General features: G+C 67.8%; 18 protein-coding genes and 3 pseudogenes. 9 read left to right on the top strand and 12 right to left on the bottom strand.

The genetic code is table 11. From position 1 onward, the window contains the following. Window positions 1-82 precede the first annotated feature (82 nt). Window positions 83-319, top strand: a pseudogene (locus tag G6045_RS11760) (amidohydrolase family protein); the annotation flags it as partial. Window positions 320-373: 54 nt separating this feature from the next. Here G6045_RS11760 and G6045_RS41980 read toward each other — a convergent pair. Continuing rightward, the gene (locus tag G6045_RS41980) at window positions 374-1,153 is read right to left on the bottom strand and encodes a GntR family transcriptional regulator (RefSeq protein WP_165331825.1); all 780 of its coding nucleotides are present in this window, start codon (window positions 1,151-1,153) and stop codon (window positions 374-376) included. 142 nt (window positions 1,154-1,295) lie between these two features. Beyond that, complete coding sequence (locus tag G6045_RS11750) at window positions 1,296-2,519, bottom strand: phospholipase D-like domain-containing protein (protein ID WP_165331824.1); 1,224 nt, start codon at window positions 2,517-2,519, stop codon at window positions 1,296-1,298. A gap of 461 nt (window positions 2,520-2,980) precedes the next feature. On the opposite strand from G6045_RS11750, the pseudogene G6045_RS42370 reads away from it, so the two are divergent. Both G6045_RS42370 and G6045_RS11745 read left to right on the top strand, forming a co-directional pair. After that, window positions 2,981-3,085, top strand: a pseudogene (locus tag G6045_RS42370) (DUF6411 family protein); the annotation flags it as partial. A 172-nt stretch (window positions 3,086-3,257) separates the two neighbouring features. Further along, window positions 3,258-3,650 (top strand): VOC family protein, encoded by a 393-nt coding sequence (locus G6045_RS11745; RefSeq protein ID WP_165331823.1) that lies wholly within the window; start codon window positions 3,258-3,260, stop codon window positions 3,648-3,650. 399 nt (window positions 3,651-4,049) lie between these two features. Here the strand turns inward: G6045_RS11745 and G6045_RS11740 are convergent, their stop codons facing one another. The 3 genes from G6045_RS11740 to G6045_RS11730 all read right to left on the bottom strand — a co-directional run bounded on the left by G6045_RS11740 (window position 4,050) and on the right by G6045_RS11730 (window position 10,641). After that, window positions 4,050-6,104: a glycoside hydrolase family 6 protein gene (locus tag G6045_RS11740; protein WP_165331835.1), complete on the bottom strand. Its 2,055-nt coding sequence runs from the start codon at window positions 6,102-6,104 to the stop codon at window positions 4,050-4,052. 176 nt (window positions 6,105-6,280) lie between these two features. Continuing rightward, entirely contained in the window at window positions 6,281-7,813 is a 1,533-nt protein-coding gene (locus G6045_RS11735; protein WP_328707733.1) for a GH12 family glycosyl hydrolase domain-containing protein, read from the bottom strand. After that, complete coding sequence (locus G6045_RS11730) at window positions 7,810-10,641, bottom strand: glycoside hydrolase family 48 protein (protein WP_165331822.1); 2,832 nt, start codon at window positions 10,639-10,641, stop codon at window positions 7,810-7,812. The genes G6045_RS11735 and G6045_RS11730 overlap by 4 nt, the downstream gene beginning before the upstream one ends. Before the next feature lie 2,382 nt (window positions 10,642-13,023). On the opposite strand from G6045_RS11730, the gene G6045_RS11725 reads away from it, so the two are divergent. Beyond that, entirely contained in the window at window positions 13,024-13,605 is a 582-nt protein-coding gene (locus G6045_RS11725; protein WP_165331821.1) for a hypothetical protein, read from the top strand. Between the two features lie 124 nt (window positions 13,606-13,729). Here G6045_RS11725 and G6045_RS11720 read toward each other — a convergent pair whose 3' ends face one another. Beyond that, window positions 13,730-13,999, bottom strand: a complete 270-nt coding sequence (locus tag G6045_RS11720; RefSeq protein ID WP_165331820.1) for a hypothetical protein — start codon at window positions 13,997-13,999, stop codon at window positions 13,730-13,732. Here G6045_RS11720 and G6045_RS11715 point away from each other — a divergent pair. Next, a complete protein-coding gene (locus tag G6045_RS11715) occupies window positions 13,989-14,423 on the top strand; it encodes a hypothetical protein (RefSeq protein WP_165331819.1) in 435 nt (144 codons plus the stop codon). The genes G6045_RS11720 and G6045_RS11715 overlap by 11 nt on opposite strands. 4 nt (window positions 14,424-14,427) lie before the next feature. Here G6045_RS11715 and G6045_RS40865 read toward each other — a convergent pair. Further along, window positions 14,428-14,736, bottom strand: a pseudogene (locus G6045_RS40865) (transposase); the annotation flags it as partial. Between the two features lie 321 nt (window positions 14,737-15,057). Further along, the gene (locus tag G6045_RS11705; RefSeq protein WP_165331818.1) at window positions 15,058-15,363 is read right to left on the bottom strand and encodes a DUF1330 domain-containing protein; all 306 of its coding nucleotides are present in this window, start codon (window positions 15,361-15,363) and stop codon (window positions 15,058-15,060) included. Between the two features lie 188 nt (window positions 15,364-15,551). Here G6045_RS11705 and G6045_RS11700 point away from each other — a divergent pair, with 188 nt between their 5' ends. After that, on the top strand, window positions 15,552-16,499 hold the full coding sequence (locus G6045_RS11700; protein WP_328707732.1) for a LysR family transcriptional regulator: 948 nt from the start codon (window positions 15,552-15,554) through the stop codon (window positions 16,497-16,499). Window positions 16,500-16,608: 109 nt separating this feature from the next. Here G6045_RS11700 and G6045_RS11695 read toward each other — a convergent pair whose 3' ends face one another. The 3 genes from G6045_RS11695 to G6045_RS11685 all read right to left on the bottom strand — a co-directional run bounded on the left by G6045_RS11695 (window position 16,609) and on the right by G6045_RS11685 (window position 19,018). Beyond that, complete coding sequence (locus G6045_RS11695; protein ID WP_165331817.1) at window positions 16,609-17,109, bottom strand: AAA family ATPase; 501 nt, start codon at window positions 17,107-17,109, stop codon at window positions 16,609-16,611. 365 nt (window positions 17,110-17,474) lie between these two features. Next, window positions 17,475-18,098, bottom strand: coding sequence for an NAD(P)-dependent oxidoreductase (locus tag G6045_RS11690; protein ID WP_165331816.1), 624 nt, complete (start codon window positions 18,096-18,098; stop codon window positions 17,475-17,477). 98 nt (window positions 18,099-18,196) lie between these two features. Then, window positions 18,197-19,018, bottom strand: a complete 822-nt coding sequence (locus G6045_RS11685) for an inositol monophosphatase family protein (RefSeq protein WP_165331815.1) — start codon at window positions 19,016-19,018, stop codon at window positions 18,197-18,199. A 115-nt stretch (window positions 19,019-19,133) separates the two neighbouring features. Between G6045_RS11685 and G6045_RS11680 the strand changes: the two genes are divergently transcribed. After that, complete coding sequence (locus G6045_RS11680; protein ID WP_165331814.1) at window positions 19,134-20,057, top strand: LysR family transcriptional regulator; 924 nt, start codon at window positions 19,134-19,136, stop codon at window positions 20,055-20,057. 82 nt (window positions 20,058-20,139) lie between these two features. Next, a complete protein-coding gene (locus tag G6045_RS11675; RefSeq protein WP_165331813.1) occupies window positions 20,140-20,745 on the top strand; it encodes a dihydrofolate reductase family protein in 606 nt (201 codons plus the stop codon). 85 nt (window positions 20,746-20,830) lie between these two features. Here the strand turns inward: G6045_RS11675 and G6045_RS11670 are convergent, their stop codons facing one another. Then, complete coding sequence (locus G6045_RS11670) at window positions 20,831-21,511, bottom strand: TetR/AcrR family transcriptional regulator (RefSeq protein WP_165331812.1); 681 nt, start codon at window positions 21,509-21,511, stop codon at window positions 20,831-20,833. A gap of 73 nt (window positions 21,512-21,584) precedes the next feature. Here G6045_RS11670 and G6045_RS11665 point away from each other — a divergent pair, with 73 nt between their 5' ends. Further along, window positions 21,585-22,646, top strand: a complete 1,062-nt coding sequence (locus tag G6045_RS11665) for an oxygenase MpaB family protein (protein WP_165331811.1) — start codon at window positions 21,585-21,587, stop codon at window positions 22,644-22,646. The last annotated feature ends 8 nt before the right edge of the window (window positions 22,647-22,654 follow it).

The raw sequence follows: 22,654 nt of genomic DNA, 5'->3' as shown, positions 1-22,654 counted from the left end.
AGACGCACGCGCCCACCCGATCAGGGGCGCACGGAGACCCGCCGCTACACCGACCTCTCCTGCAGCCGGCCAGGTGTCAGCGTCCCTGCCTCCGGTGATGCCCCTGATGCGGTTCTCCACCACGCCCGAGGAAGCGGCCGCCTTCGTCCCGCAGTTGCTTACCCGCGGCTCCGACTACATCAAATTCATGATCGACGACGGCAGCGTCGAGGGCCGCCCCGGGTTGCCCATGCTCGACCAGGCCACCGTGAACGCCGGCGTGGCCGAAGCCAAAAAGTATGGCGCTCTCACCGTCGCCCACGCGCTGACCGTGGACTCGTAACGACCGCTCACCGCCGGCAGTTGAGGCTTTCACCCGTGCGCCCGACCCGTTCTACCCTCGCCGCACGGCGTAGTGGTGGGCACTGTGCGCGGGCGCGAGGTACTCGAAGGTGATCTCGTTCCATGCCAGGGGGATGGTGAAGTCCGTGAGGGCCAGGAGGCGGTGGTGCTGGTCGTGAAGCGAGCGGCGCACGCTGAGATGCAGGGTTGCGTCCCGGGCCTCGGCGAGTGATCGGCTGAGGGTGACGGACTCCCGTAAGACGCTCTGTATTCCTGCTCGCCTGCACCAGAGGGGCATATTGCTGAGATCGGGGTTTTCCACCGGCACACGCTGCAGATAGCGGGACAGTTCCGGGATTTCCATCACCGCCGTGGGCGTGAAGTAGGTAACGGCATCTCTGGGCTGCTCTTCGTCCATGCTTGCCGTGGTGTGGCGGTAGTGGAGCACTTGACTGCCCGACGTGACCCCCAATGCGGCAGCCACGGATGGGGCGGTGCTCGCCGTGAAGAGTGCGCCGCGCACCGTCGTATGGGCACGGGCGGGCAGGAACGGTGATGCGTCTGCTTCGCGCAGCGCAGGGGTGCTGTTCTTCGGTCGGGCGGATGCGTAAGTGCCCCGGCGTCCGGTCGTGATGAGCCGTTGGCTGCGCAGTAGCTCGAGGGCGGCTCGAACGGTCTGCCGTGCGACGCCGAACCGCTCGGCCAGGTCGCGCTCCGCGGGCAGGCGAGAGCCGTCCCGTATGCGTCCTGCGGAGATCTCAGCAGCCAGGCAGGACGCGATGCGCTGGTAGACGGGAAGCGCAGCAAGGGGCGCGCGCGGTACAGACGCCAAGGGAACCTCCGGTGCGCGAGGGCGGGGCAGGGCCTGACAATCTAGAATGGTCTACACCAATAAGGCAACGGTACGCAGCGAACAAGACACACTCCGTCGCGATCCGACCGCATCACGGGCTGCCGACAGGATCCGTCGAGCGTCACAAGAACCGGCGGATGGGTTGGACGGCGACCTCCCGCGCCCGTTGGAGGAGGGAGCGTTTCTTCCACCGCCCTGCCTTGATCAGTTCACTGGCCGTCACATCGACGTCGAAGTGCTCATCCAGGGTCGCGGTGAACTCCTGGTCGAGGACGGCGAGCATGACCTCCTCGTCGTGGTCGAGGGAGCGGCAGTTGAAGTTGGTCGAGCCGGTCAGCGCGGCGACGCGGTCGACGGTGATGACCTTGGCGTGCATCATCGTCGGCTGGTACTGGTAGATCTTCACCCCGCAGGCGATCAGGTCCTCGTAATAGTGCTGACCGGCCAGTTGGCAGACCCGCTTGTCGGTGTGTGGTCCCGGCAGCAGAATCTCCACCTCGACTCCGCGCCGCGCGGTGGCGCACAGCAGAGCGGTGAAGAACGCGTCCGGGGAGAAGTACGCGGTGGCCAGGCGGAAGCGCTCTTCGGCGGACTCGAGCATGACGCGCAGCAGGGTCTGCATGTCCTGCCAGCCGATGCTGGCCGAGCCGCGTACCACCTGCACGACGGCATCACCTTGCGGCCGGTGCTCGGTGAACCGGTCCCGCTCGTCGAAGAGTTCATCGTGGCACTCGGCCCAGTTCTGTGCGAACGCCGCGGCGATACCGTCCACGGCGGGGCCTTGGACCTCGACGTGGGTGTCACGCCATTCCTGCGGGCTACGGGCGTCGCCGCACCACTCCTGCGCGATTCCCACTCCCCCGGTGAACGCCCTCTCCTCGTCGACCACCAGGACCTTGCGGTGGCACCGGTGATTCTGCTTCAGCGGCGAGAGATACAGCGGCTTGCGGAACCACGTCACCTCGACCCCGGCCCGCTCCATCGTCCGCAGCTGCTCCGCCTCGATCAGCCTGCTGCCGAACCCGTCCAGCAACAACCGCACCCGTACCCCGGCACGGGACCGGTCCGCGAGAGCCTGCGCGAACTGGCGGGCGATGTCGCCCTTCCAGTACACAAACGTCATCATGTCCACCGTGTGCTCGGCACCACGGATCGCAGCCAGCATCGCGGCGAAGATCTGATCCCCGTTGCGCAGGACGGTCAGCGCGTTCCCCTCGGTCGCCGCGATCCCTATCAGGCGCTCCAACCGCCGCCGTATGCACGCCACGCGTTCCTCGGCGGACCGGCTCTCTGGAGCTTCGGCGATGTGCGGGGTCAGCTCAGGCGGCTCTTGCGTACTGGTCATGGCATCCCCTGCCGGACCACGACGAGGGAATAACTCAGGCCGCGACGCCCGGTCCGGCGCGGGCTGAGCGGCCCGCCGACTGTACCCGGGGCCCAGGGGACGGCAGCGGCCTAAGCCCCGGCCGGCACCCGCTATCGGTCGGAGCGAGCGCGTACATCGCTCATAGCAACGCACTTGCACACGGTGGCGGTTGTACCGGCCAACCGGTCCGGAATCAGACTGTGTGGAGTTCGAGCGGACTTGAGCGACGTGAAGTCTCCGAGGGCGGGCATCCGGATTCTCTGACGAGGAGGAACGCCATGACGGCGACACACCATAGCCCGCCCCACGCGTCCCGGCTCGACTGCCGCTACGACCACCCGGCAGAAGAAAACAGAGCGCTGGATTGCTGGTGGACGCGGTCACGCACGAGCGCTGCGGCAGGACATCGCCTCGGGTTCCCCGGGCAATCGCATCGGTTCACGGGCAGGGCCCCGGGCCGCCTTGGCCGAGCTCTCAGCACGCCGTGCCGCAGCAGCTCCAAGGCTGTGGGCCGTAGCGGATCGGCCGGGCGTCGCGCCAGCGGCGCCTGCCGTTCTGGGCGTCGCCGCGATCCGGTACGCGCCTTCCGGGAAGAAACCCCGTCCCGATCGACGCAAGCGCACCAGCGCGCTCCCCGAGAAGGAAAAGCAATGCCAACTGGGCTTCCCTCACAGGAGAGTGTTTCCCTTTCCCCGGCAAGGACGGTGACAGCAACGCATGAAAATCCCACCTCGTTTCACGCTGGCCGCAACAACTCTTGACGCCCGCGATGCCCACGAACTGGCGCAGTTCTACCAGGACCTGCTCGGGTGGCCGCGACGGAAGGAAGAACCGGGCTGGGTCGAGATCACACCGCCGGACGGCGGTGCTGGATTGTCGTTCCAGACAGAGCCGCACTTCACACGTCCGCAGTGGCCTTCCACCCGGTCCGAGCAGCAGATGATGATGCATCTGGACATTGAGGTGGATGACCTTTCATCGGCCGTGGAACGCGCCGTTGCCCTCGGCGCGACGGTGGCGGACTTCCAGCCCCAGGATGATGTCCGTGTCTTGTGTGACCCTGCCGGCCACCCGCTCTGTCTCTTCACGGGCACCGGCTCGAGTGGCTGAGAGGTCCGCCCGCCGATGGCGTATTCAACGGAAGGGCGGAGTGGAGGGGTAGATCGGCTCCTTCCGGCGGAACCACTTCACCCGGTCCCCGAGGTCGACTCGCTGGCCGAACGGAACGAACTGATCGACAGGTGGGATCTGCACGACGGGCGGCGCCTGAGCAGTTCCCGGCCGCGGACCATCGATGAGCGCTTCGAGGTTGCTGCCCGGAGCACCTTGGGGCAAGCCTCTGCCGCCAGTGGGTCATCGGACCAGACGGCGCACGAGAAGGTGCCCTCTCCGTTCTGGAGACCCCAAATGTCAGCAGCTTGCGGTGAGTTGACGCGGCGGTAAGTCACGCGCCCCCGGCAGCGAACCACCGGGGGCGCGTCGCGCCGTACCTGAGTCAGGACGTGCGGGTTACGGAGCGGTGCCCCACAGCAGCTGGCCGCCGACGTACACGCCGATCTTCGGCGCGTCCGTGTACGAGCTCGCGGTCCCGTGGCTGTAGTCGTCCGCCTCGTTGAGGTTCGACCAGTCACTGCGGTGCAGGCGCAGCTGGATGTCTCCGGTCGAGGCGCCCGCGGCGAGCGTGCCGCCGGTGATGTTGGTCTTCAGGTAGCGGTTGGCCCCGGTCGCCGTGCCGTTCGTCGATACCGAGTGGGTGAGGTTGGAGCAGCCGAGCTGCGCCCAGTCGCACCACGTGGTGTACGAGGTGGCCGTGTCGTCGAACCAGTAGCGGATCTCGACGCCGGTGAGGCTCTGTGAGCTGGAGCCGGTGTTGATCAGTTGCAGGCTCATGCGGATGGCGTTGTCCGCCGGGCTGGTGTCGCTGGTCTTGAACTGCACCTTCAGGTTGCCGGTGCCGGTCCCGCCGCCCGACGTCGTCGTGCCGGCTACTGGGGCGGACTGGGCCGAGGCGTTTTGGGCGGCGTCGCGGGCCCGGACCGTGTACTGGTAGGTGGTGGTGGCGGTCAGACCGCTGTCGGTGTACGTCGTGCCGCCGGTGGAGCCGACGAGGGTTCCGTTGCGGTACACGTCGTACGACGCGACGCCCACGTTGTCCGTCGAGGCGGTCCAGGACAGGGACACCGAGGACGCGGTGGTGCCCGTCGTCTTCAGCCCCGCCGGGACGGTCGGCGCCTGGGTGTCGTCGCCCGGGTTGCCGCCGCCGTCCAGCGGCGGGTAGGCGTTGGCCAGCAGCATCTGGAACTGTGCCGAGAACCAGTGGCCGGCGAGCGGGGCGTTCGCCATGGCGCCGGTCGGGTTGTTGCCGTTGCGGTCATTGCCCCCGTACGTCGGGTCGCACATCCGGTCGAAGCCCTTGCCCTCGTCATTGTCGATGGGCTGGCTGTTGCCGTCCGACTCACCCGGGGGCTTGGCCCACACGTATGCGTCGATGCCGGGCTCGGGCGCGGTCTGCGGGCGTTCGCCGACTCCGGCGCCTTGCTGGTTGCACCAGTTGCCGGTGTGGATACGGCGATCGACGCGGCTGCCGTTGACGTAGGCGTCCACCGACGTCAACGGGCCGGGGCCGGTGGGCCGGGCGGTGCCGCCCCAGCCGTTACGGGCGGTGTCGATGAGCATGCCGAGGTCGGAGTTGAAGCCGCCTCGGCTGACCAGGCGGTCGCGCAGCGCCTGGGCGAAGGACAGCTCGTCGACGTAGTAGTTCCAGTCGACCCACTTGGACTGGCGCACGGTGGTGCCGTTCACCGAGTCGGTGACCTTGAAGTGCGGCTCCTTCACCGCGTTGTAGTTGGCGGTGTTGACGATGAAGCCGTGCACGTCGTCGACCGTCGCGCCCTCGGTGGTGGCGGCCTTCTTGAACTGGTCCACCGCCGGGTCGAAGTTGGTGTCCCAGCCGAGCCAGCCGTGGTGGCCGGCGTCGATGTAGTTGTAGACGTTGGGGATGTCGCCGAGTTTGTTCAGCGCGTAGCCGACGCCCTTCTCGTACGACCCCAGTTCCTTCACGTGCCGGCAGGCCTCGGTGGCGCCGGCCGCGCTGCCCGCGTTGGTGACCATGTTGGGCAGCGAGTCCGGTTCGATCAGCGCGGTGATCCGCAGCGCGGCGTACTTCGGGTCGGCGAGTATCGCGGCGATCGGGTCGATGTACTCCGCTTTGTAGCGGCCGAGTTCCTCGGCCTTCAGCTCGCCGTTGGAGGCGAGAGCGGAGCAGTCGCGGCCCGGCAGGTCGTAGATGACGACCTGGAAGAGCGTGGCGCCCTGCGTCAGTGCGGTGTCGAGGTGGGCGCGCAGGCCGCGGCCGTTGGCGGTGCCGCTGATCGCGGCGATCCGGTCCATCCACACGAAGCTGGGCTGATCGGCGATGGCGGAGCCGCCGGGCTCGGCCTTCGCTTTGGCGGACCAGTCGGGGTTGATGTAGGGCGTGGCGCCCACGTACGGGTTGTCGACGCGGGCCGCCGCGGCCGCCGAGGCCGGTGCGGTGGGCAGCGCGATGCTGAGCGCGGCGCCCATGGCGAGCGTCGGCAGCAGCGCCGCGAGCCTGCGGAAGCGGCTCTTGCGTCTGGGGTGCGTGGTGGTGTTCATCGTGGTGTGGGGTTCCTCTCGGATCAGGGTGTGCGCAGGTGCGGCCCGGTGGCGGGAGGCAGCGGGAAGGATTCCCGCCACCGGGTGTCTGGGGGGTGGGTGGATCAGGGCGCGGTGCCCCATAGGAGCTGGCCGCCCAAGTAGACGCCGATCTTCGGGGCGTCCGTGTACGCGCTCGCGGTGCCGTGGCTGTAGTCGTCGGCCTCGTTCACGTTCGACCAGTCCGCCCGGTGCAGTCGCAGCTGGATGTCACCGGTCGAAGCACCCGCGGCCAGCGAACCACCGGTGACATTGACCTTCAGGTAGCGGTTGGCTCCGGCCGTCGTGCCGTTGGTCGACACCGAGTGGGTCAGGTTCGCGCAGCCGATCTGCGCCCAGTCGCACCACGTCGTGTACGACGAGGCCGAGTCGTCGAACCAGTAGCGGATCTCGACATCCTTGAGACTCTGCGCACTGCTGCCGGTGTTGACCAACTGCAGGTTCATCCCGATGGCGTTGTCCGTCAGGCTCGTGTTGCCGCTCTTGTACTGCACCTTCAGGTTGCCGGTGCCCGTCCCACCGCCCGGTGCGGTGGTGACGCTCACCGCAGCGGTGGGCGGCGAGGAGTTCCCGGCCGCGTCCAGGGCGCGCACGGTGTAGCTGTACGCGGTGGACGCCGTCAGGCCCGTGTCGGTGTAGGTCGTGCCGCCGGTGGAGCCGACGCGCGTACTGCCGCGGTAGACGTCGTACGAAGTGACGCCGACGTTGTCCGTGGCGGGATCCCAGGCCAGCGAGGCGGTCGACGAACTCGCTGCGGTGGAGCGCAAGTTGCTGGGCGCGGTCGGGGGCGTGGTGTCTCCGCCGCTCGAGCCCTTGCCGGCGTCGAAGGAGAAGGAGTTCACGCCCAGCCCCTGGCCGCCCTGCCAGATCTCGAAGCCGGCCTCGGCGTCGATCAGGTAGTGGGCGGGGTTGATCTGGCCGCGTGCGGTGGCGTCGTCGATGAGGTCCTTCACGTCCAGGTCGGCCACTACGGTGGCGCCGCCCTGCAGCACGTAGGAGATGACCTTCCACCCGGAGGCACCGGGGCCGGTCCATACGTCCCACGTGCGGCCGTCCGCGGTGAACGTCGCCGTGCGCGAGCCGATGGGCTGGACGCCGCCTCGGTGGTTGATCCAGATCATCACCTCCGTGCCGTCCGGCTGGTCATCGGTGGTGGGTGCGGAGTGGAACCACAGGTCGTACGCGGCGTTCCAGGCACCGGAGGCGACTTGCGTGGTGTCGAACGTCGAGCGGGCACTGCCCAGTTCGCTCACCTTGATCGGCAGGCCGCTGTTCGTGGTGCACGCGCCCCAGTGGCAGCCCTTGTAGCTGGACGGGTACGTGGCCGGCGGACCTGCCGTGGTGAGCGAGAAGTTCGCCTCGGTCAGCCTCCAGGCGCCGGTGTCGGGGTCCACGCTCACACACTGGCGCGCCGAGGAGTTCCACTCGTTCTGCTGGTAGGTGTATGCGCCCCCTTGTAACGCGGTGGTGCCCCACGGGGTGCAGTCGGTGATCGGTGCGGCGCTCGCCGAGCCCGCGCCGGTGAACAGGGCGAGCCCGGCGAGCAGGGCGCTCGCAGCGAAGGCGGCGAGGGCGCCGCGCAGCTGACGTCGCGTCACGGCTCCATCCCCCAGACGAGCTCTCCGCCCACGTACGCGGTGATCTTGGAGGCGTCCGTGAAGGAAGAGTTGGTGCCGCGGCTGTAGTCGTCGGCCTCGTTGAAGTTCGACCAGTCGCTCTTGTGCACGCGCAGCTGGATCTCGCCGGAGTCGCCGCCGGCGGCCATGCTGCCCGCGCCGGCGGTGAAGCCGACCTCCAGATAGCGGTCCGCGCCGGCCTTCGGGCTGCTCATCGCGACCACCCGGTGGGTGATGTTGGCGCCGCCCAGCATCGCCCAGTCGCACCAGGTGGTGTACGAGGACGGGCCGCCGTCGCCGGTGAAGTAGTAGCGGACGGTCAGCGTGGAGAGGCTGAGCGCGCCGCCGCCGGTGTTGCCGACCTTCAGGGACATGCGGATGGCGTTGTCGGTGGCGCCCGTGTCGTTGTTCTTGTACTGGACCTTGGCCCCGCCGGTGCCTGTGCCGGCCTTGGTGGTGCCGGTGACCTCGGTGGACAGTGCGGAGGCGTTGCCTGCCGCGTCGCGGGCGGCGACCCGGTAGCGGTAGGCGGTGGCGGCCGAGAGCCCGGAATCGGTGTAGCTGGTCGCGGTGGGGCCGGCGACCGGGGTGCCGTCGCGGTAGACGTCGTACGCCGCGACGCCGGTGTCGTCGGTGGACGCCGTCCACGACAGCGTCACGCTGGTGCTGGTCGTCGCGGTGACGGTGAGGCCGGCCGGGATGGTCGGAGCGGTGGTGTCGTCACCGCCGCCGGGGCCGCCTTCGTCGGCCAGGAGTTCGGCGTATGAGGCGAAGGAGAGCGCCAGCGCCGCCTGCGCCCAGAAGCGGTGGTACGTGAAGACCGGCGGGGCGCCGCCGTCGAGGTATGCCTGCACCTTCGACCAGCCCGGCTCCTGCTTGAGCCACGGCCGCATCCCGATGAAGGTCGTACCGGCGCCCAGCTTCACGCCCTGCGGGGAGGTGCCGGTCCAGCCCGCGGGGAAGTGGACCGGGTCGTCGAAGCGGTCGTAGTCGCGGCGGGTCTCGGGGACGGCGATGCCCTGGGCGTCCGCGTGCCCGGCCATCGCGTCGAGCAGGGCCTTGGCGAGTCCGGCGGCGTCGGCGTCCCCGGATTTCGCCGCGTAGTAGATCAGCGTCATGGCCAGCGCCGCGCCCACGCCCACGTCGTTGCCGTAGTCGACGACCGAGACGTGCAGGCCTGCGTTGGCGCCGGGAGAGGCGGCGTTCCAGGTGTCGGGGGCGCCGGTCCAGCCGAGGGTGGACGGGAAGCGGTAGCTGCCGTCGGCGCCGACGGTGGTGTGCTCGGCGGCCCAGGCCACCCACTTGTCGAGGACCGTCTTGGCACTCGCGTTGCCGGAGACGTAGTAGCACTGGGCGACGCGCTCCATGCACCAGACCTGGAAGCCGAACCAGTTGTTGCTCGGCGGGTCGTGATACACGGGCTGCCAGTCGTACGCCATGCCGTAGAAGGTGGGCGTGCCGGCCGGCGGCGTGCCGTACTGGCCGTCCCAGCTGTTGGAGCAGCCGCCGGCGAGCCCGCCCTCGGCGGACTGCAGCCAGCGCAGGAACTCGAGCTGCCGGGTGAGAGATTTTTGCCAGTCGCCCTTGGCGGTCGGCGACTTGGGGACGAGCGCGGGGACCGTGGACAGCACCCAGGCGGCCAGGGGGTTTTGGTAGCCCTGGTGGGCGATGCCGTCGCCGATCCGCCAGGCCCAGCCGCCGCCGGTGCCGGTGGAGCCGCCCCAGGCGTAGTACCAGGACAGCAGGTAGTGCTGGGCGTCGCGGCCGGAGGCGGCCTGGCAGCCGGTGGGGCTGGTGCAGTTGCCTATTTTCTTGAAGTACTTGTCGAACATCGAGTAGCGCAGGTAGTCGCCCATCTTCGCGGCCCTGGCGACGGAGGCGGCGACCTGGCTCTCCTTGCCCTGCGCCCGCGCCCAGGTCAGCGCCCAGTAGGCGGCCTGCACGGCGCGCGCGTCTGCATCGGGGGCGTTGGTGTACTTCCACTGCTTCGCGTACGAGGCGTCCTTGACGAAAAGGTCGAGGTAACCGTTGGGCCCGCCGTACTTGAACAGGTCGGTGCTGGGCTGCGGAACGGTCTCCCAGACGGACTCCTGCGCGCCGCGCTGGTAACTGTTGATGAAGGACGCCATCTTGCCCGGGCCGAGCTCGTCGCCGGTGCCGGGCTTGTTGCCGAAGCCGTAGACGTTGTCGAGGTCCATCAGCCAGTGCATGCCGTAGACGTCCATCGTCCCGTAGGAGGAGGCGAGTTCGGCGGCGAGGGGGTCGGAGCCGACGGGGACGGCGGGGTTCAGCTCGGACGGGTAGCTGGTGACCTGCGGGTGCTCGGGCGCGTAGGTGGCGGGCTTGGCGGGGCTGTAGGAGTCGTTGGTGGGCTGGTCGATGTGCGGCGGGATGATCGATGCCTCGGCGACCTCCCAGGACTTGTTGAAGGGGGCCCAGTCGCCGGTGACCCGGCCGTACGCCGCCTCCAGCCAGATCCAGAAGCTGAACGCCTCGGACGTCGTCTGATGACCGTGGTCGGGGGCCTCGACGATCAGAGTCTCGACACTGTGGAACGGGATGCCGTCCGGGCTGAAGTAGCCGTTGGCCGGGTTCTTGATCTTCTCGTACTGAGTGAGGAAGGCCTGCGTGTACGGGCCGTCCGCAGCGGCCGCTGCCGCCTGCGGACCGGGCGGGGCCTGGGCTTCGGCGGACCGGGCGAGACCCTGCCCCACGCCAAGGGCGACGAGCGCCCCGCCGGCGACGGTGGCGAAGGAACGCCGGGATAATAATTCGGGTTTTGGTGATCTTTCGGGCACTTCGTGCTGCATGGGCACGACTCCTCCGTCAAGGGTGGGGTGGGAGTGGTGAGCGCGACCAGGCCGCGCATCGAGCGCGGTGCCGGCGACGGCTTTGACCGCCTAGTGCACGGTGCGATGCGCCCGCGAAAGAGGTGCTCGTACCGCGGGTGCCGTCGTCGGCCTCGGCCACGTTCGGCCTGTCGGTCGCGCTGAACTGCGGCTGCGTCGCGCCGCTTGCGTCTTCAGGGGCGAGGCTGCTGCGGTGGCGGCGAAGCTTCGAGGCGTCCGCCTTGGGGCGGGCAGCGTCATGGCGGTTCCTCTCTCCGAATGCAGGAGGTGACGGTTGTCGCCGGACCCCACGACTGGCATCCCTCCGGTCGCAGAACTCCGTCCCCTCCTCGCGGCTCTGGCGAGGTGTTGCAAGACTTGAAGCTGTGGGAGCGCTCCCAAAGTGCCGCGCAGAGGTGTACCTGTCAACAGGCTGGACGCAGACTGGCCATCATCTGACGAAATTGGCTCCACTTCGGGCGTTGTGGATGTTGGCGCCCAGCCAGGGTGCGAGGGGACGCGAATCCGATCTTCCTCGACTCATGATCTCGATCGGTTGATCGTGGCGCTGATCGCCAAGTAGGCCGGCTACTGGGCATATTCGCGACCGGGATTCCGGGCATGGAGCGAGGGCCGCACTCCTGCGATTCGCCGGACGAGTTCTGGGCACCAATCAAGCCAATAATGACGCCCCGAAAGCGGGGCCGAGTAGCCCCGGACAAAAACCACGTTTCCAGAGTCAGTGACTCCCTCGAGAGCGTGAACACGAGTTTCCATCAGAATCGGACGGGCTGCCGGGAGCACCTATTGAGGGCCCCCTCCGGGGGTAACCAACTTCCCCTGCACACCAAATCCACAATGCGAATCGGCTTGCCAGAGAGGGGGCGCAATCCTCACGACGACGGAGTGCCTGCGCTCGCCGCAGGGGCGACTACCTGCCAGGATGCCAGAGAGGTCAAGCCGAAGAGCCGCTATCGCCAGCTGCTCAACCCAGAATCGTTCCTCAAGCCCCAGGGGCGCGTCGATCGAAACTCCGGTGCGATGTCACCTGATGTCCGCCGCAGTAGTTGACGATATGTCACAGGCGAAGACCTAGGCGATCATAGGGCTCTACGTTCCGAGCTGCCTCGATGGGTCGCCAGTTGGACCACCTTTATCGACGAGACAGGAGGCCGAGGAAAAAGTACCCGTCGGTCTTACCAATGTCCGCTCCACCCAGGGCGACTCGCAATGAAATTCTGCGACCGGAACACCATGGTTCATCGAAGGTGATTCTCCGGCTGCCGTGGTTGCCTGGATCACGACTTGATGATCGCGATCATCGTGGCGAAGATCCACAATAGGTGCTTCTGCACCTGACCGGACACATGCTGATGACCCGGCATCCGGAGGACTGGCCATGAATGCAACGTGGAGCGGCGCACGGTAGGGCGGCGTGACCTCGCCGCTTTGGTCAAGCATCAATCTGGACCGGTTCGATCAATTTCTTGAACAGTCGGTGTTCTTGAGTGAGTTGCGCTCCACATGCATGACCCGCGTTGCTCGTTGACGACGTGTTCTGAACGCTGGCGCACCGGCACCCCGGCGGCAGACCAACCACCGCAGACCATCCGGCGACAGCAGCAGTGCGGGCCCTTCGCTGCGGCACTGCCGCGCGCCCGCGTTCCGTGACACCACCGACCTCCTCGAGGCCACCAGGGCCTGCCCCCTCCGTGCCGGAGCGGTGTAGGCCGGACCACCTGCGATGAGGGAACTCCAGATTCTGTCGTCTCGCGGTCGGATCAGCTGGGCCGGGGCGTGTTGGGGTGATCGTCTCCCGTGTCGGCGGCTCCGTGCCGGGTGGCCCAGGCAAACAATCCGGCGCGGTCGGCGAGTTTGAGGGTGGTGAGGATGTCTGTGATCCGATCGGGAACGGACTTGGGGGCTCGACGAGCGCGGTCGGCTTGCGTGGTAGTGGGCCGACCTCGCCTCGGCGGCATAGGGCACCTACAGGCGCGACCCGAGACCCCCTCGGCTCGCGCGCTACTTGCCCTAGGCGAACTGGTCAACGTGCGGAATCGTGAGGCTGAGCAGCTCGCCGACCTCGCGCAGTGTCAACTACTCGCGCATGCCTGACGCCACCTCGCCCGCAAGTTGGCAGTAGTTCGCCGAGCAGGCGACCGTTGCGCTCGTGACCGGCGGTTATGACGCCGCGTTGGATACGTCCAAAACGCCTCCGACGTGCCTTGTCGACCGCCATCTGCCCACACACCCCAAGTGGCGCGCTGGTCCCGCGGCAAGTGTTGCAGCGCGGTCTCCGGGCGTACGCGAGAGATGACCGCCCGTCCGTAGCCACAGCAGATGCGGGTCAGGAAGGGTGAGCCCATGGATAACGCGATATGGGTTGCAGTCATCGGTGGCGCTAGCGCCCTCTTGGGCGCAAGCACCGGCGCATGGGCAACGTTCGTCCACGAGAAGCGCCGCCATGACTTGGCCATGCAACAGGAGCTAGCCAGACGCGCCTTGGACCGCGAACAGCAGACATTCGAGACTGAGCGAGAGCTCTATAAAACGTTCACTCTGCTCATCAGCGAGACGGGTTCCCTCGTACGTCACATGGTGGGCATCTCCCAACTCCTGGGCCGCTTCGACGCCTCCGCTCTAGGTGCAGAGGGGCAACGCGCGCGGCTGGGAGGGATAGTTGAACAGTATGTCGCGTTAAGGCCAGAACTGCGTCGAATCATCGCGCATCTGTACTTGGAAGCACCTGACCAGTTGGCATCAGTCGCAGCGAACGCGTTCACCGCCGCTGAGCAGGTCTGCGCGGGCATCATCTTTGGTGCTGATGCGCCATCCATGGACGAAGCTGAGCGCGTTTTCGGCAACGCCAGGGACGAGTTCAACTCGCTGGCGAAACAGAAGATCACGCTCAGCACTGGGCAACCGCCCTCCCAGTCCAGGCGTTAACTGCGGCTTCACCTCACGTCACCTTCCAACCCCCTTGTGCCGTTATCTGTCCGTGACCTAATACTGGTCACGCCTCCGGCGTGCCCCGATTCTCGGCTTCACTCACACGGACGCCCGGTTGGGGTCACGCCATCATCGCTTCGTCTACCAAGCGCCCAACTTCCCGCACCTCGTCCCGGCTTGAACAGAAGATCTGCAGTGCCACCGTGGCCCCGATGCCGATGCGAACCACTTTGGGGGCAAACATGCCCATGCGTGGCGTGACACTTGAGATGTCAGTGCCCTTGAGCTGCTGCGCCTTTCCCTTTCGGCCATGGACGATCAATCGGGTGTCATTCAGTGTGCATTCACAGTTGATGAAACGCACCGGGCATGATGCCCGGGTGAGCATCATCGTGGAGTTCTTCGTCGCGCCGGACGACACGTCAGCGAGCCTGGCCCTCCAGACCGGGCCGGGGCGGGCATTCGAGTCCCTGCTCGTCGGCAACTTCGATCCCGTAGTGGCCGTAGTCGAGTGGGAATGCCTTCTGGCCGGCGGCAGTTTCGAGGAACTCGTCGAGGCCGGTGAGCCTCGCATCGTCGCCGCCCAGGACAACGGCGGAGGCGTCGTCTTGGCGATCTCGCCTCGCCTGTCCACTGCGCTCGCGGATGCCACGCACTCCAGGTTGAGCGACGTCGCCTCCTCGTGGACCCGGCTGCGTGCGGAGGACGGCGAGGTCATCGACACTGAGATCGCCGACGCGATCGTGGGCGATCTGGCTGCTCTCGTCAGCAGCGCCCGGCGCCAGAACCAGAACGTCTACTGCCGGGTCGCGTAGAAGTTCATGTGCGGCGCCAGATCGCGAGGGCTGCGGCGGTGGCGGTGCCGAGGAAGACGTAAGCGCGCTTGTCGTAGCGCGTGGCGACCGCCCGGGGCTACTTCAGGCGGTTGATCGCCCGTTCGACGGTGTTGCGCCTCTTGTAGCGGTCCTCATCGAAGGCGGGCGGCCGTCCACCGTGTGCGCCCTTGCGCAGGCGGGCGGCCTGGCTGTCGGTCTTCTCCGGGATGGCGTGGCGGACTCCCCGCCGTCGCAGGTGCTCGCGGACGGGTCCGTTGCTGTAAGCCCTGTCAGCCGCAAGGCTGTCGGGCCGGAAGGTCCGCAGCGCCGTCGCGCTCGACCCCGCCGCCAAGCGCGCGGCCGAAGCACGCGTGCGGCTGTGGCAGTCCAAGATGCGCGATCACCTCACCGCGCACCCCGAGCTGCGCCGCAAGCGCGAGCGCGAGGCCATCGGCGGAGGCCGCCCCCGAGAAGCAGCTGTCGAAGACCATCGCCCGCTACGAACGCGTCGATCTTCACTGTACTGACGGGATCTCTCCGAAGACGGCCTGTCGGACAGGCCCGGATGGGTCTGCCCGACGGTGTGCAGCGTGTGGCACCTGCCCGAGCTTTCGGGGAGGGTCTGGCCCGCCGGTCAGTCGATGCCGTCGATGATGCGGAAGTCGCGCTCGAAGCCGTCGGGGAGGGCCACCAGCGCCTTCTGGTAGGCCTCGCTCTCATAGGCCGCGACGGCCTGCTCAAAACTGTCGAACTCGATCAGAACGACGCGCTGCGTGAGTCCGGCCTCGTGGGCCACGACTCGACCGCCAAGGGACGGGATCCGGGACAGGACTCGCCCGCCCCCAGCCTGGACAGCCGGACCGGCCAGCTTGTCGTAGGCAGTCAGCATCTCAGGGTCGGAAATGGCGGGGTAGACACTCACCCAGTAGCCCTTAGCCATGGAAACCTCCTGTTGTCGGCCGGACACTTCCGACTTCGCATCGACACGCAGATCGATCGATCCCGGCGACCGTCACTGCGGTCCGTTGAATCGTCATATGCGCAGGCTAGGGCTTGATCTGCGGTCAGGGGAAAGACCGGTCCGGGATAGGCTCAGAACGGATCGTTATCAATCGGCGGGGAGGGCTCGTGGCGCCGGATACGGTGAGCCTGCGGTACTTCCTGGTGCTGGCGCAGGAGTTGAACTTCACCCGCGCGGCCGCCCGGATCGGTATCGCACAGCCCGCACTCAGCGCCCGGATACGCCGGCTGGAGGCGGAACTCGGTACGGCCCTGCTGGTCCGCAGCACACGTAGCGTCGAACTGACCACGGCCGGCGCGGCTTTGGCGGAGTCCGCGCCGCCCGCGCTGGCCGCGCTGGACCGGGCATGGGACACCGCCCGAAGCGCGGCAGCCGGTGAACTGGGCACGCTGCACATCGGATACAGCCTCAGCGCCGGCTCTGAAACGACACCCGCCCTGGTGAACAGGCTGATGCGCGACAACAGCGGACTCGAGATCAGCGCAGTCCCGATGGCGACACCGGAAATCTCCCCCGCAGTCGCCGACGGCCGCATCGATGCCGGGATCACCCGCGGTGAACAGCCGGGCCGAGACGTGCGCCGGATCCTGCTGCGGCGCATGCGCGTCGGGGTCCAGCTGGCGCAGCACCATCCGCTGGCCGAACATCCGGAGATCGAGATCGCCGACGCGGCCGCGTACCCACTGCGACTCCCGGACCGTGCGGCCAACCCCGTGATCCACGATCAGCTGACCGCACTGTTCCAAGACACCCGTCCACTCCCCCGATTCCACACGCCCGCAGTCTCTTTCGACATGTCTCAGTGCGACCTGCGCGACGGGGTCACCCTCGCCCCGGCCGGAGAAGCCGCAGCCACGACACAACCGGCCGGTCTCACCTGGCGCCCGCTGCGAGGCGCACCCAGCCTGACGCTCCACTTGGTCCTCCCACGCGAACAGTCGCCGCTGCACCGCCGCATCCGCTCCGTCGCCAAACCCTGGCGCGCGAGCTGCACTGGCTGCCGACCTGACGCGCAACAGGTCAAGCGATACGGACGCCTGCGGTGGCGAGGCTGAAGACCCTGCACCCGGCGGCCTTCGCGGTGAAGGCGACGGAGGTCTTGCTGAATGTCCGACAGGACCTCGCTAGGCCGGCGGATCGGCATCCGACCGAAGCGCGCCCCCTTCAGGCCGGCGGGACGGGGCGCACGTCGGCGAACCTCTCACCGGACAACAGCCCGACCGCGGCCGCCGTTTGTTCGTGCTGCCAGCGCACCACGCGCTCCGGCACACGCCGGTTGGCCGGCCGCCGGGCGTTGCGCTCGAGACAGACACCGAGGTCGGTGAGGAACACGACCGCGGCCGCGGGTCGGCCGAACGCGCGAGCCTTGGCCACCAGGCCGGCCCGTACGGAAGCCTCCACATTCGTGGAATCCACGATCGTGGTGAGCCCTCGCTTCATCCGCGTCGACACAACAATGTCCTGCAGCTGCACGGCCGGACGCGTCACGGACTGCTCACCCGCGTCGTCGGACAGGCGCTCACGCAGCTCATCGAGATTCACCACCCAACTCGCCGGGAACGCCGCGGCGAACCGGGATTTGCCCGAGCCACCCGGCCCGACCAACACCACCAAAGTCCCTGAAGGAAACAGCTCGCCCTCCCCCTGAACCTGCTGCTCGGCCACATCGCCGGCGCAGAACGCCGCCGTGTCACCCGTTCCCGTCACGATCAGGTCAACTCCCCTGCGCCGAAATCCTGCGTGGACCGGCGCGCTCAACGCCGACGTGCCGGCCGCTGAGGTACGCGGTGCGAACCAGCACACGCCAAGGCTGCACCACCGACATACGGATCGCCCGCAGCGTGGCCCGCGCCCTCGACCCACACCTGCCCGAACGGCTCGACCACACCGGGTCTGATCGCCGACTCTCCGGAGGAGCACTGTGCGCGGTGATCAAGACCGAAACCCTTGCCGTCAGCGAGGCACAGTGCGGGTGCAGTGGAGTGTTGGGTGGTCAGGCCACGTACGACCGCCAAGCAAGAATCGCTGTCTCAGCGGCCGTTGAACACGGCGATGGTGTCGGTGTCGGCGAAGCGGGGGGCTTCGGCTTCCGCGACCATCAGGGCGGCGATGCCGGCGCGCGGCGCCAAGGGGGGCATCATGCGCGGTGCGTAGTTCTCGGCTCGTATGAGGCGGCCGTTGTCCTCATACGGCTTGTTGGTCAAGGGCCCGGCGTAGACGGTGGTGCCGCCCGCAATGCGTACGGCGCGTCCGGCGACGTCCTTGGCGTCCCACTCGTGGCGCAGGATGCGTCTGAGGAGTGCGCCGTTGAGTGCGCCGAGCGCTCCCTCGGTGGCGCCCATACCCAGGGAGGTGAGCCAGATGACGCGCGGCCCTGCCGAGGCGATCAGTCGGGCGCCGTCGGAGAGGATGGCGGGGTCCTGCTTCTTGGTGATGCCCAGGCCGCTGATGACGACGTCGGCTCCCGCGACGGCGTTCGCGATGCTGTCGGGGTCGGCGACGTCGGCCTGCGCTACGCGCAGGTTTCCGGCGGCCGAGGTATCGACCTGTTCCGGTCGGCGAGCGAGGGCGATGACATCGTGTCCGCGCTCCAGAGCGCGGGCGACCACCAGGCGGCCCGTCTGGCCGGTGGAACCGAGTACGGCGATCTTCATTGGGTCTCCAGATGGAAAGGGATGGCAGGGCCGCGGGAGGGGTACCGGCACGTGCGGGGGCTCTGACCGCGGAGCAGAGGTGAGGTGCGAGCGTCAGCTCAGTTGGTCAGCACGTCGACGGCCTGCGTGTGGATGCCGGGGGCCGCGGCCAGGAAGTCCTGGCTGGACAGGGTCCACGGCTCGCCGCGGGTGCCGGTGACCATGCCGCCCGCCTCGGCGACGAGCAGGGCGCCGGGCAGAAGACCGGAGCGTACGTCGGAGAACTGCCAGAAGGCGTCCATACGGCCGGCGGCGACGTGGATGAGCTGCATCGTGGCGGGCACCGAGACGCGCACGACCAGTGCGCTGAGCAGCATGGCGGTGACCGAGGCGCCCATGCGTCGCAGCGCCTTCTCGCTCTCGCCGGGCTTGGCCTGGCCGGTGGCCACCAGCGCGGCCTTGAGTTCGCTCTTGGCGGAGGCCTGCAGGCGCCGGCCGTTGAGGAAGGCCCCCTGGCCCTGGACGGCGGTGTAGAGGTCGCCGGTCAGGGGCACGTACACGGCCGTCAGGACTGGGGTGTTGTCGCGTACCAAGGTGGCGGTCACCGACCAGTCGTTCATGCCGTGAACGTGGTTGATGTTGCCTTCGGCTGTGTCGACGACCCACCACTCACCGTCGGGCAGCGCGCCGCCGGCCAGCTCGTCCTGCGCCCACTGTGAACCCGGGCGGGCCGCGAGCAGCGGCTCCTTGACGACCGCGAGGACGGCCTCATCGTTGGCGTAGATATCGCGCACGATCTCGTCGAGGTCGCCTGGGCGGGCCGTGACGTCGTAGCGCTTGAGCAGGTGCGCCCCGCCCGCCTTCACCGCGGCGACGGCGTCGTCCAAGACGGCAGCAAGCTCGGAGGAACGGGCACGGTGCGGGGCAGGAAATGTGCTCATCGAAAGCTCCCATGCGGACTAGGGGATTTCGCAACCTTTCGGCTGCTCGCTTTCGACAGTAGGAGCGGGCATCATTAACTTCAAATGCAATCTAGTTACAGGTGGATTTACCCGTATGCAACTGGATCTGAATCTGCTGGTAGCCCTGGATGCGCTGTTGGAAGAAGGCAGCGTGACCGGCGCTGCAAGCCGCCTGCACGTATCGGCTCCCGCCATGAGCCGGACGCTGGGCCGCATCCGCAAGGCCACCGGCGACCAGATCCTGGTGCGTACCGGCCGCACCATGACGCCCACCCCGCGGGCCATCGCGCTGCGCGAGTCGGTGCATGACCTCGTGCAGCAGGCTCACCAGTTGCTCTCCCCGGACACGGAAATCGATCCGACCTCGCTGACGCGCACGTTCATCCTGAAATGGCATGACGCCCTGGCCGCGGCCGCCGGCCCGGCCCTCCTGCAGTCGACGCGAGCCGAAGCCCCCGGAATCCGCCTGCGCTTCCTTGCCGAAGCCACCAGCGACATCCACGACCCGCGGCGCGGAGACATCGACCTGGAAGCGGGCTCCAGCACACCTTCCACGCCCGAATTCCGGCATGAGGTCGTCGGCCACGACCGGCTGATCCTTGCCATGCGACCCGAACATCCTCTTGCGGCAGGTGAGATGACACTGGCCGACTATGCAGCGGCCGAGCACATCACGGTCTCGCGACGTGGGCGACTGCGGGACCCCATCGACGACGCTCTGGAAGCCCACGGCCATGGCCGTCAGGTCGTCGCCGCCACCCCCACCATCGCGACAGCACTGCAGTTCATCAGCCACCATGACCTGCTCGCAGCCGTCCCGGAATTCATCAGCCGCCCCCACCTGAACGCCCTCGGCCTGCACGCCCGACCCCTGCCGTTGACCATGCCCGACATCCCGATCCATCTCGCCTGGCATCAGCGCTACGCCAACGACCACGCGCACGCGTGGCTGCGCGAACACGCCCGCAAAGCGCTCCACCACGCCTGCGGCACCTCCCCCGCCTCAGCTGCCGCATAGGGCAGAAGCCTCGCAGCGCGACCGATGAGTTTGCGGCTCCCGGACGGTCCAAGCTTGTGACACCCCAGGAAAGGACACCGCCATGTCGGAGCTTCTCGTCGACTTCATCACCTCCCTCGACGGCTACGCATCAGGGGAGGGATGGCCCGGGTTCTGGGGCCTCGAGGGCCCGGAGTACCTCGCATGGCTCGGCAAGCAGCCCGAGGCCACCTACCTGATGGGAGCGAACACCTACCGCCTGATGTCGGGCTTCGCCGCTGGCGAGGTTCCCGAGGGCCAGGATGAGTTCAGGCCCGAGGAAGAGGCGTCCGTCGACGAGCTCACGCAGGCGTCCAAGGTGGTGTTCTCCTCCTCGCTCGAGGACCCACTGCCGTGGGCCAACTGCACGCTCGTACGCGACGACGCCGTCGAGACGGTCCGGGCCATGAAGTCGAGCGGCTCGGGGCTCCTGAGCACGATCGGCAGCCTCAGCCTGTGCCGGTCCCTTCTGCGCGCCGGACTCGTCGACCGCTTCCGGGTCGTCATGTTCCCCGTGATCACCGGGGCCACGGGCGAAGAACGCATCTACGACGGCTATCCGGACGTTGCCCTCGAAATGACCGATCACCGCACCTTCGACGGCCGCATCCAGCTGGTCGAATACACCCCGCGCGTACTCGAGCACCCGCCGCTGCACGCCCCCGCGTAAGACCGCAGCGCCGGCTTCCACACCTGACGCCGCCGACGAAAGCCAGTCGGCGGCCGTGCAGGTCACGCGGCTGGCGACGGCGCCTTCACCGCGCCTGCGGCAGAAGCGCGCCGATCATCACCTGCACCTGCTCGATCAGGTGCGCGGGCTCGAACCTGCCGGGGTCGGTCAAGGCGAGGACGCCGAAGTGTTCCGCGCAGGCGACGAGCGCGTGGGCCAGTACGCGCGCATCCAGCCGTGGTGCGGACTTGGGGTCGCTGTGTGTCGCAAGGGTGCGGGAGATCCACGCTTCGACGCGCAGCCGGAACCGCTCCCGGTCCGCCTCGATGCGGTCGCGGACCGCCGCGGGCATGTTGCCCGGGGGCAGCAGAATGAGCCGCCAAGTGTCCGGGTCGTCGCGCAGCATCGCCGACATCCCGCGCACAGCTTCGGCCACGAAGGCGGCCGGATTCTGCGGAACGTACGGGTCGGGGATCGACTGGAGGAGCCGGTCGAAGGCGCGCACCTGCTGGCGGTCGAGCAGGGCATGCAGCAGGGCGTCGAGGTTGTCGTACGCGCCGTAGACGACCGCGCGGGCCACTCCGGCTCGTGTCGCGATGGCGTCGATGGAAATCCGGTCGTAGCCGTCGTTCACGATCACGAAAAGGGCGGCGTCGAGCAGTTGCTCCCGGCGCTGGGCGAGCGGGAGGCGCGGCGCGTAGGGCCGGCGCTTGCGAGGCCGTTCGGAGGAAGAAGAGGGCGTCGACACCTTGGCAGCGTACGACATGCGTGTCTTAATTTACGACACCGGCGTCGTAATTGAACGCGGCGTAGCCCGCACACGTACAAGGAGCGCCTGAATGGCGAAGTTGAAGCGCGACACGGTCGAACCGCACGAGGACTACGGGTTCTTCGGCCCGGGCTCGGTGGTGTGGAAGGTCTGGAGCTACCCCACTGCCCCGACCGTGGGTTTCCAGCGGTCCGTGGTGGTGGAGGAGCTCGACCCGCCGCTGGTCGCCGCGGTCCACGCGACGCAGGGCATCTATCAACGCTCGCGCACCCGCTACGACCGGACCCTCAAGTACTTCGCGATGGTGGCCTTCGCCGGGTCACAGCAGGTGTGCAAGGCCGCTGACATCCTGGTCAAAGTGCACTCGAAGGCGATCGGCCAACTGCCCTACGGCGACGGGACCTACGATGCCAACGACCCGGCTTCACAGTTGTGGATCCAGCTCACCGGCTGGCACTCGATCCTCTATGCGTACGAGAAGTACGGGCCGGGGAAACTGACCGAGCAGGAGGAAACGGAGTACTGGGAAGCCTGCGCCGTCGCAGCGGAACTGCAGACGTGCTCCCCCGATGACATCCCGCGCAGCCGCGAAGGTGTGCGGGCGTACTTCGAGCGGATGCGCCCCCAGCTGTCCGCCAGCCCGATCGCCCGACAGGCGATGCACCATCTGCTCAGGACCGAACTCGTCCTGCCGCCGGTCCCCCGCTGGGCCAAGCCGGCCAGCATGGTGGTCGCCAGGACGCAGCGCATCGCCACCATCGCCACGATGCCGCGCTGGATGCGCGAGATGGCCGGGATCCGCCAGTCACGACTCCTGGACGTGCTCATCGTGCCCGTCATGAAGATCTCCTTCGCCCTCGCCCACCTCCATCCCAGGGTGGAACTGGCCCTGTTGGGAAGGATCTCGCCCTCCACCGTCGCGGTCGTCGCACCCATCAAGCTCGGGATACCTCCCCGCAACAAGGAAGTGCTCACCCCCGCTGAAGCCCGTGCCCGCCATGGCTACACCAAGCCCGCCGAAGCCCATCTCGAATTCCGGGCCCGACAAGCGACCCGTGTCTTCGGTGACGGGCAGGTCCCCAGCGAACAGGGCCTGATCGAATCCCAGGAGATCCTGGGACCGCTCGCCTGACCAGCCTG

The sequence above is a fragment of the Streptomyces mesophilus genome (assembly GCF_011044995.1).
GTDB lineage: Bacteria > Actinomycetota > Actinomycetes > Streptomycetales > Streptomycetaceae > Streptomyces > Streptomyces mesophilus.
This window is presented reverse-complemented; position numbering and strand designations above follow the sequence as displayed.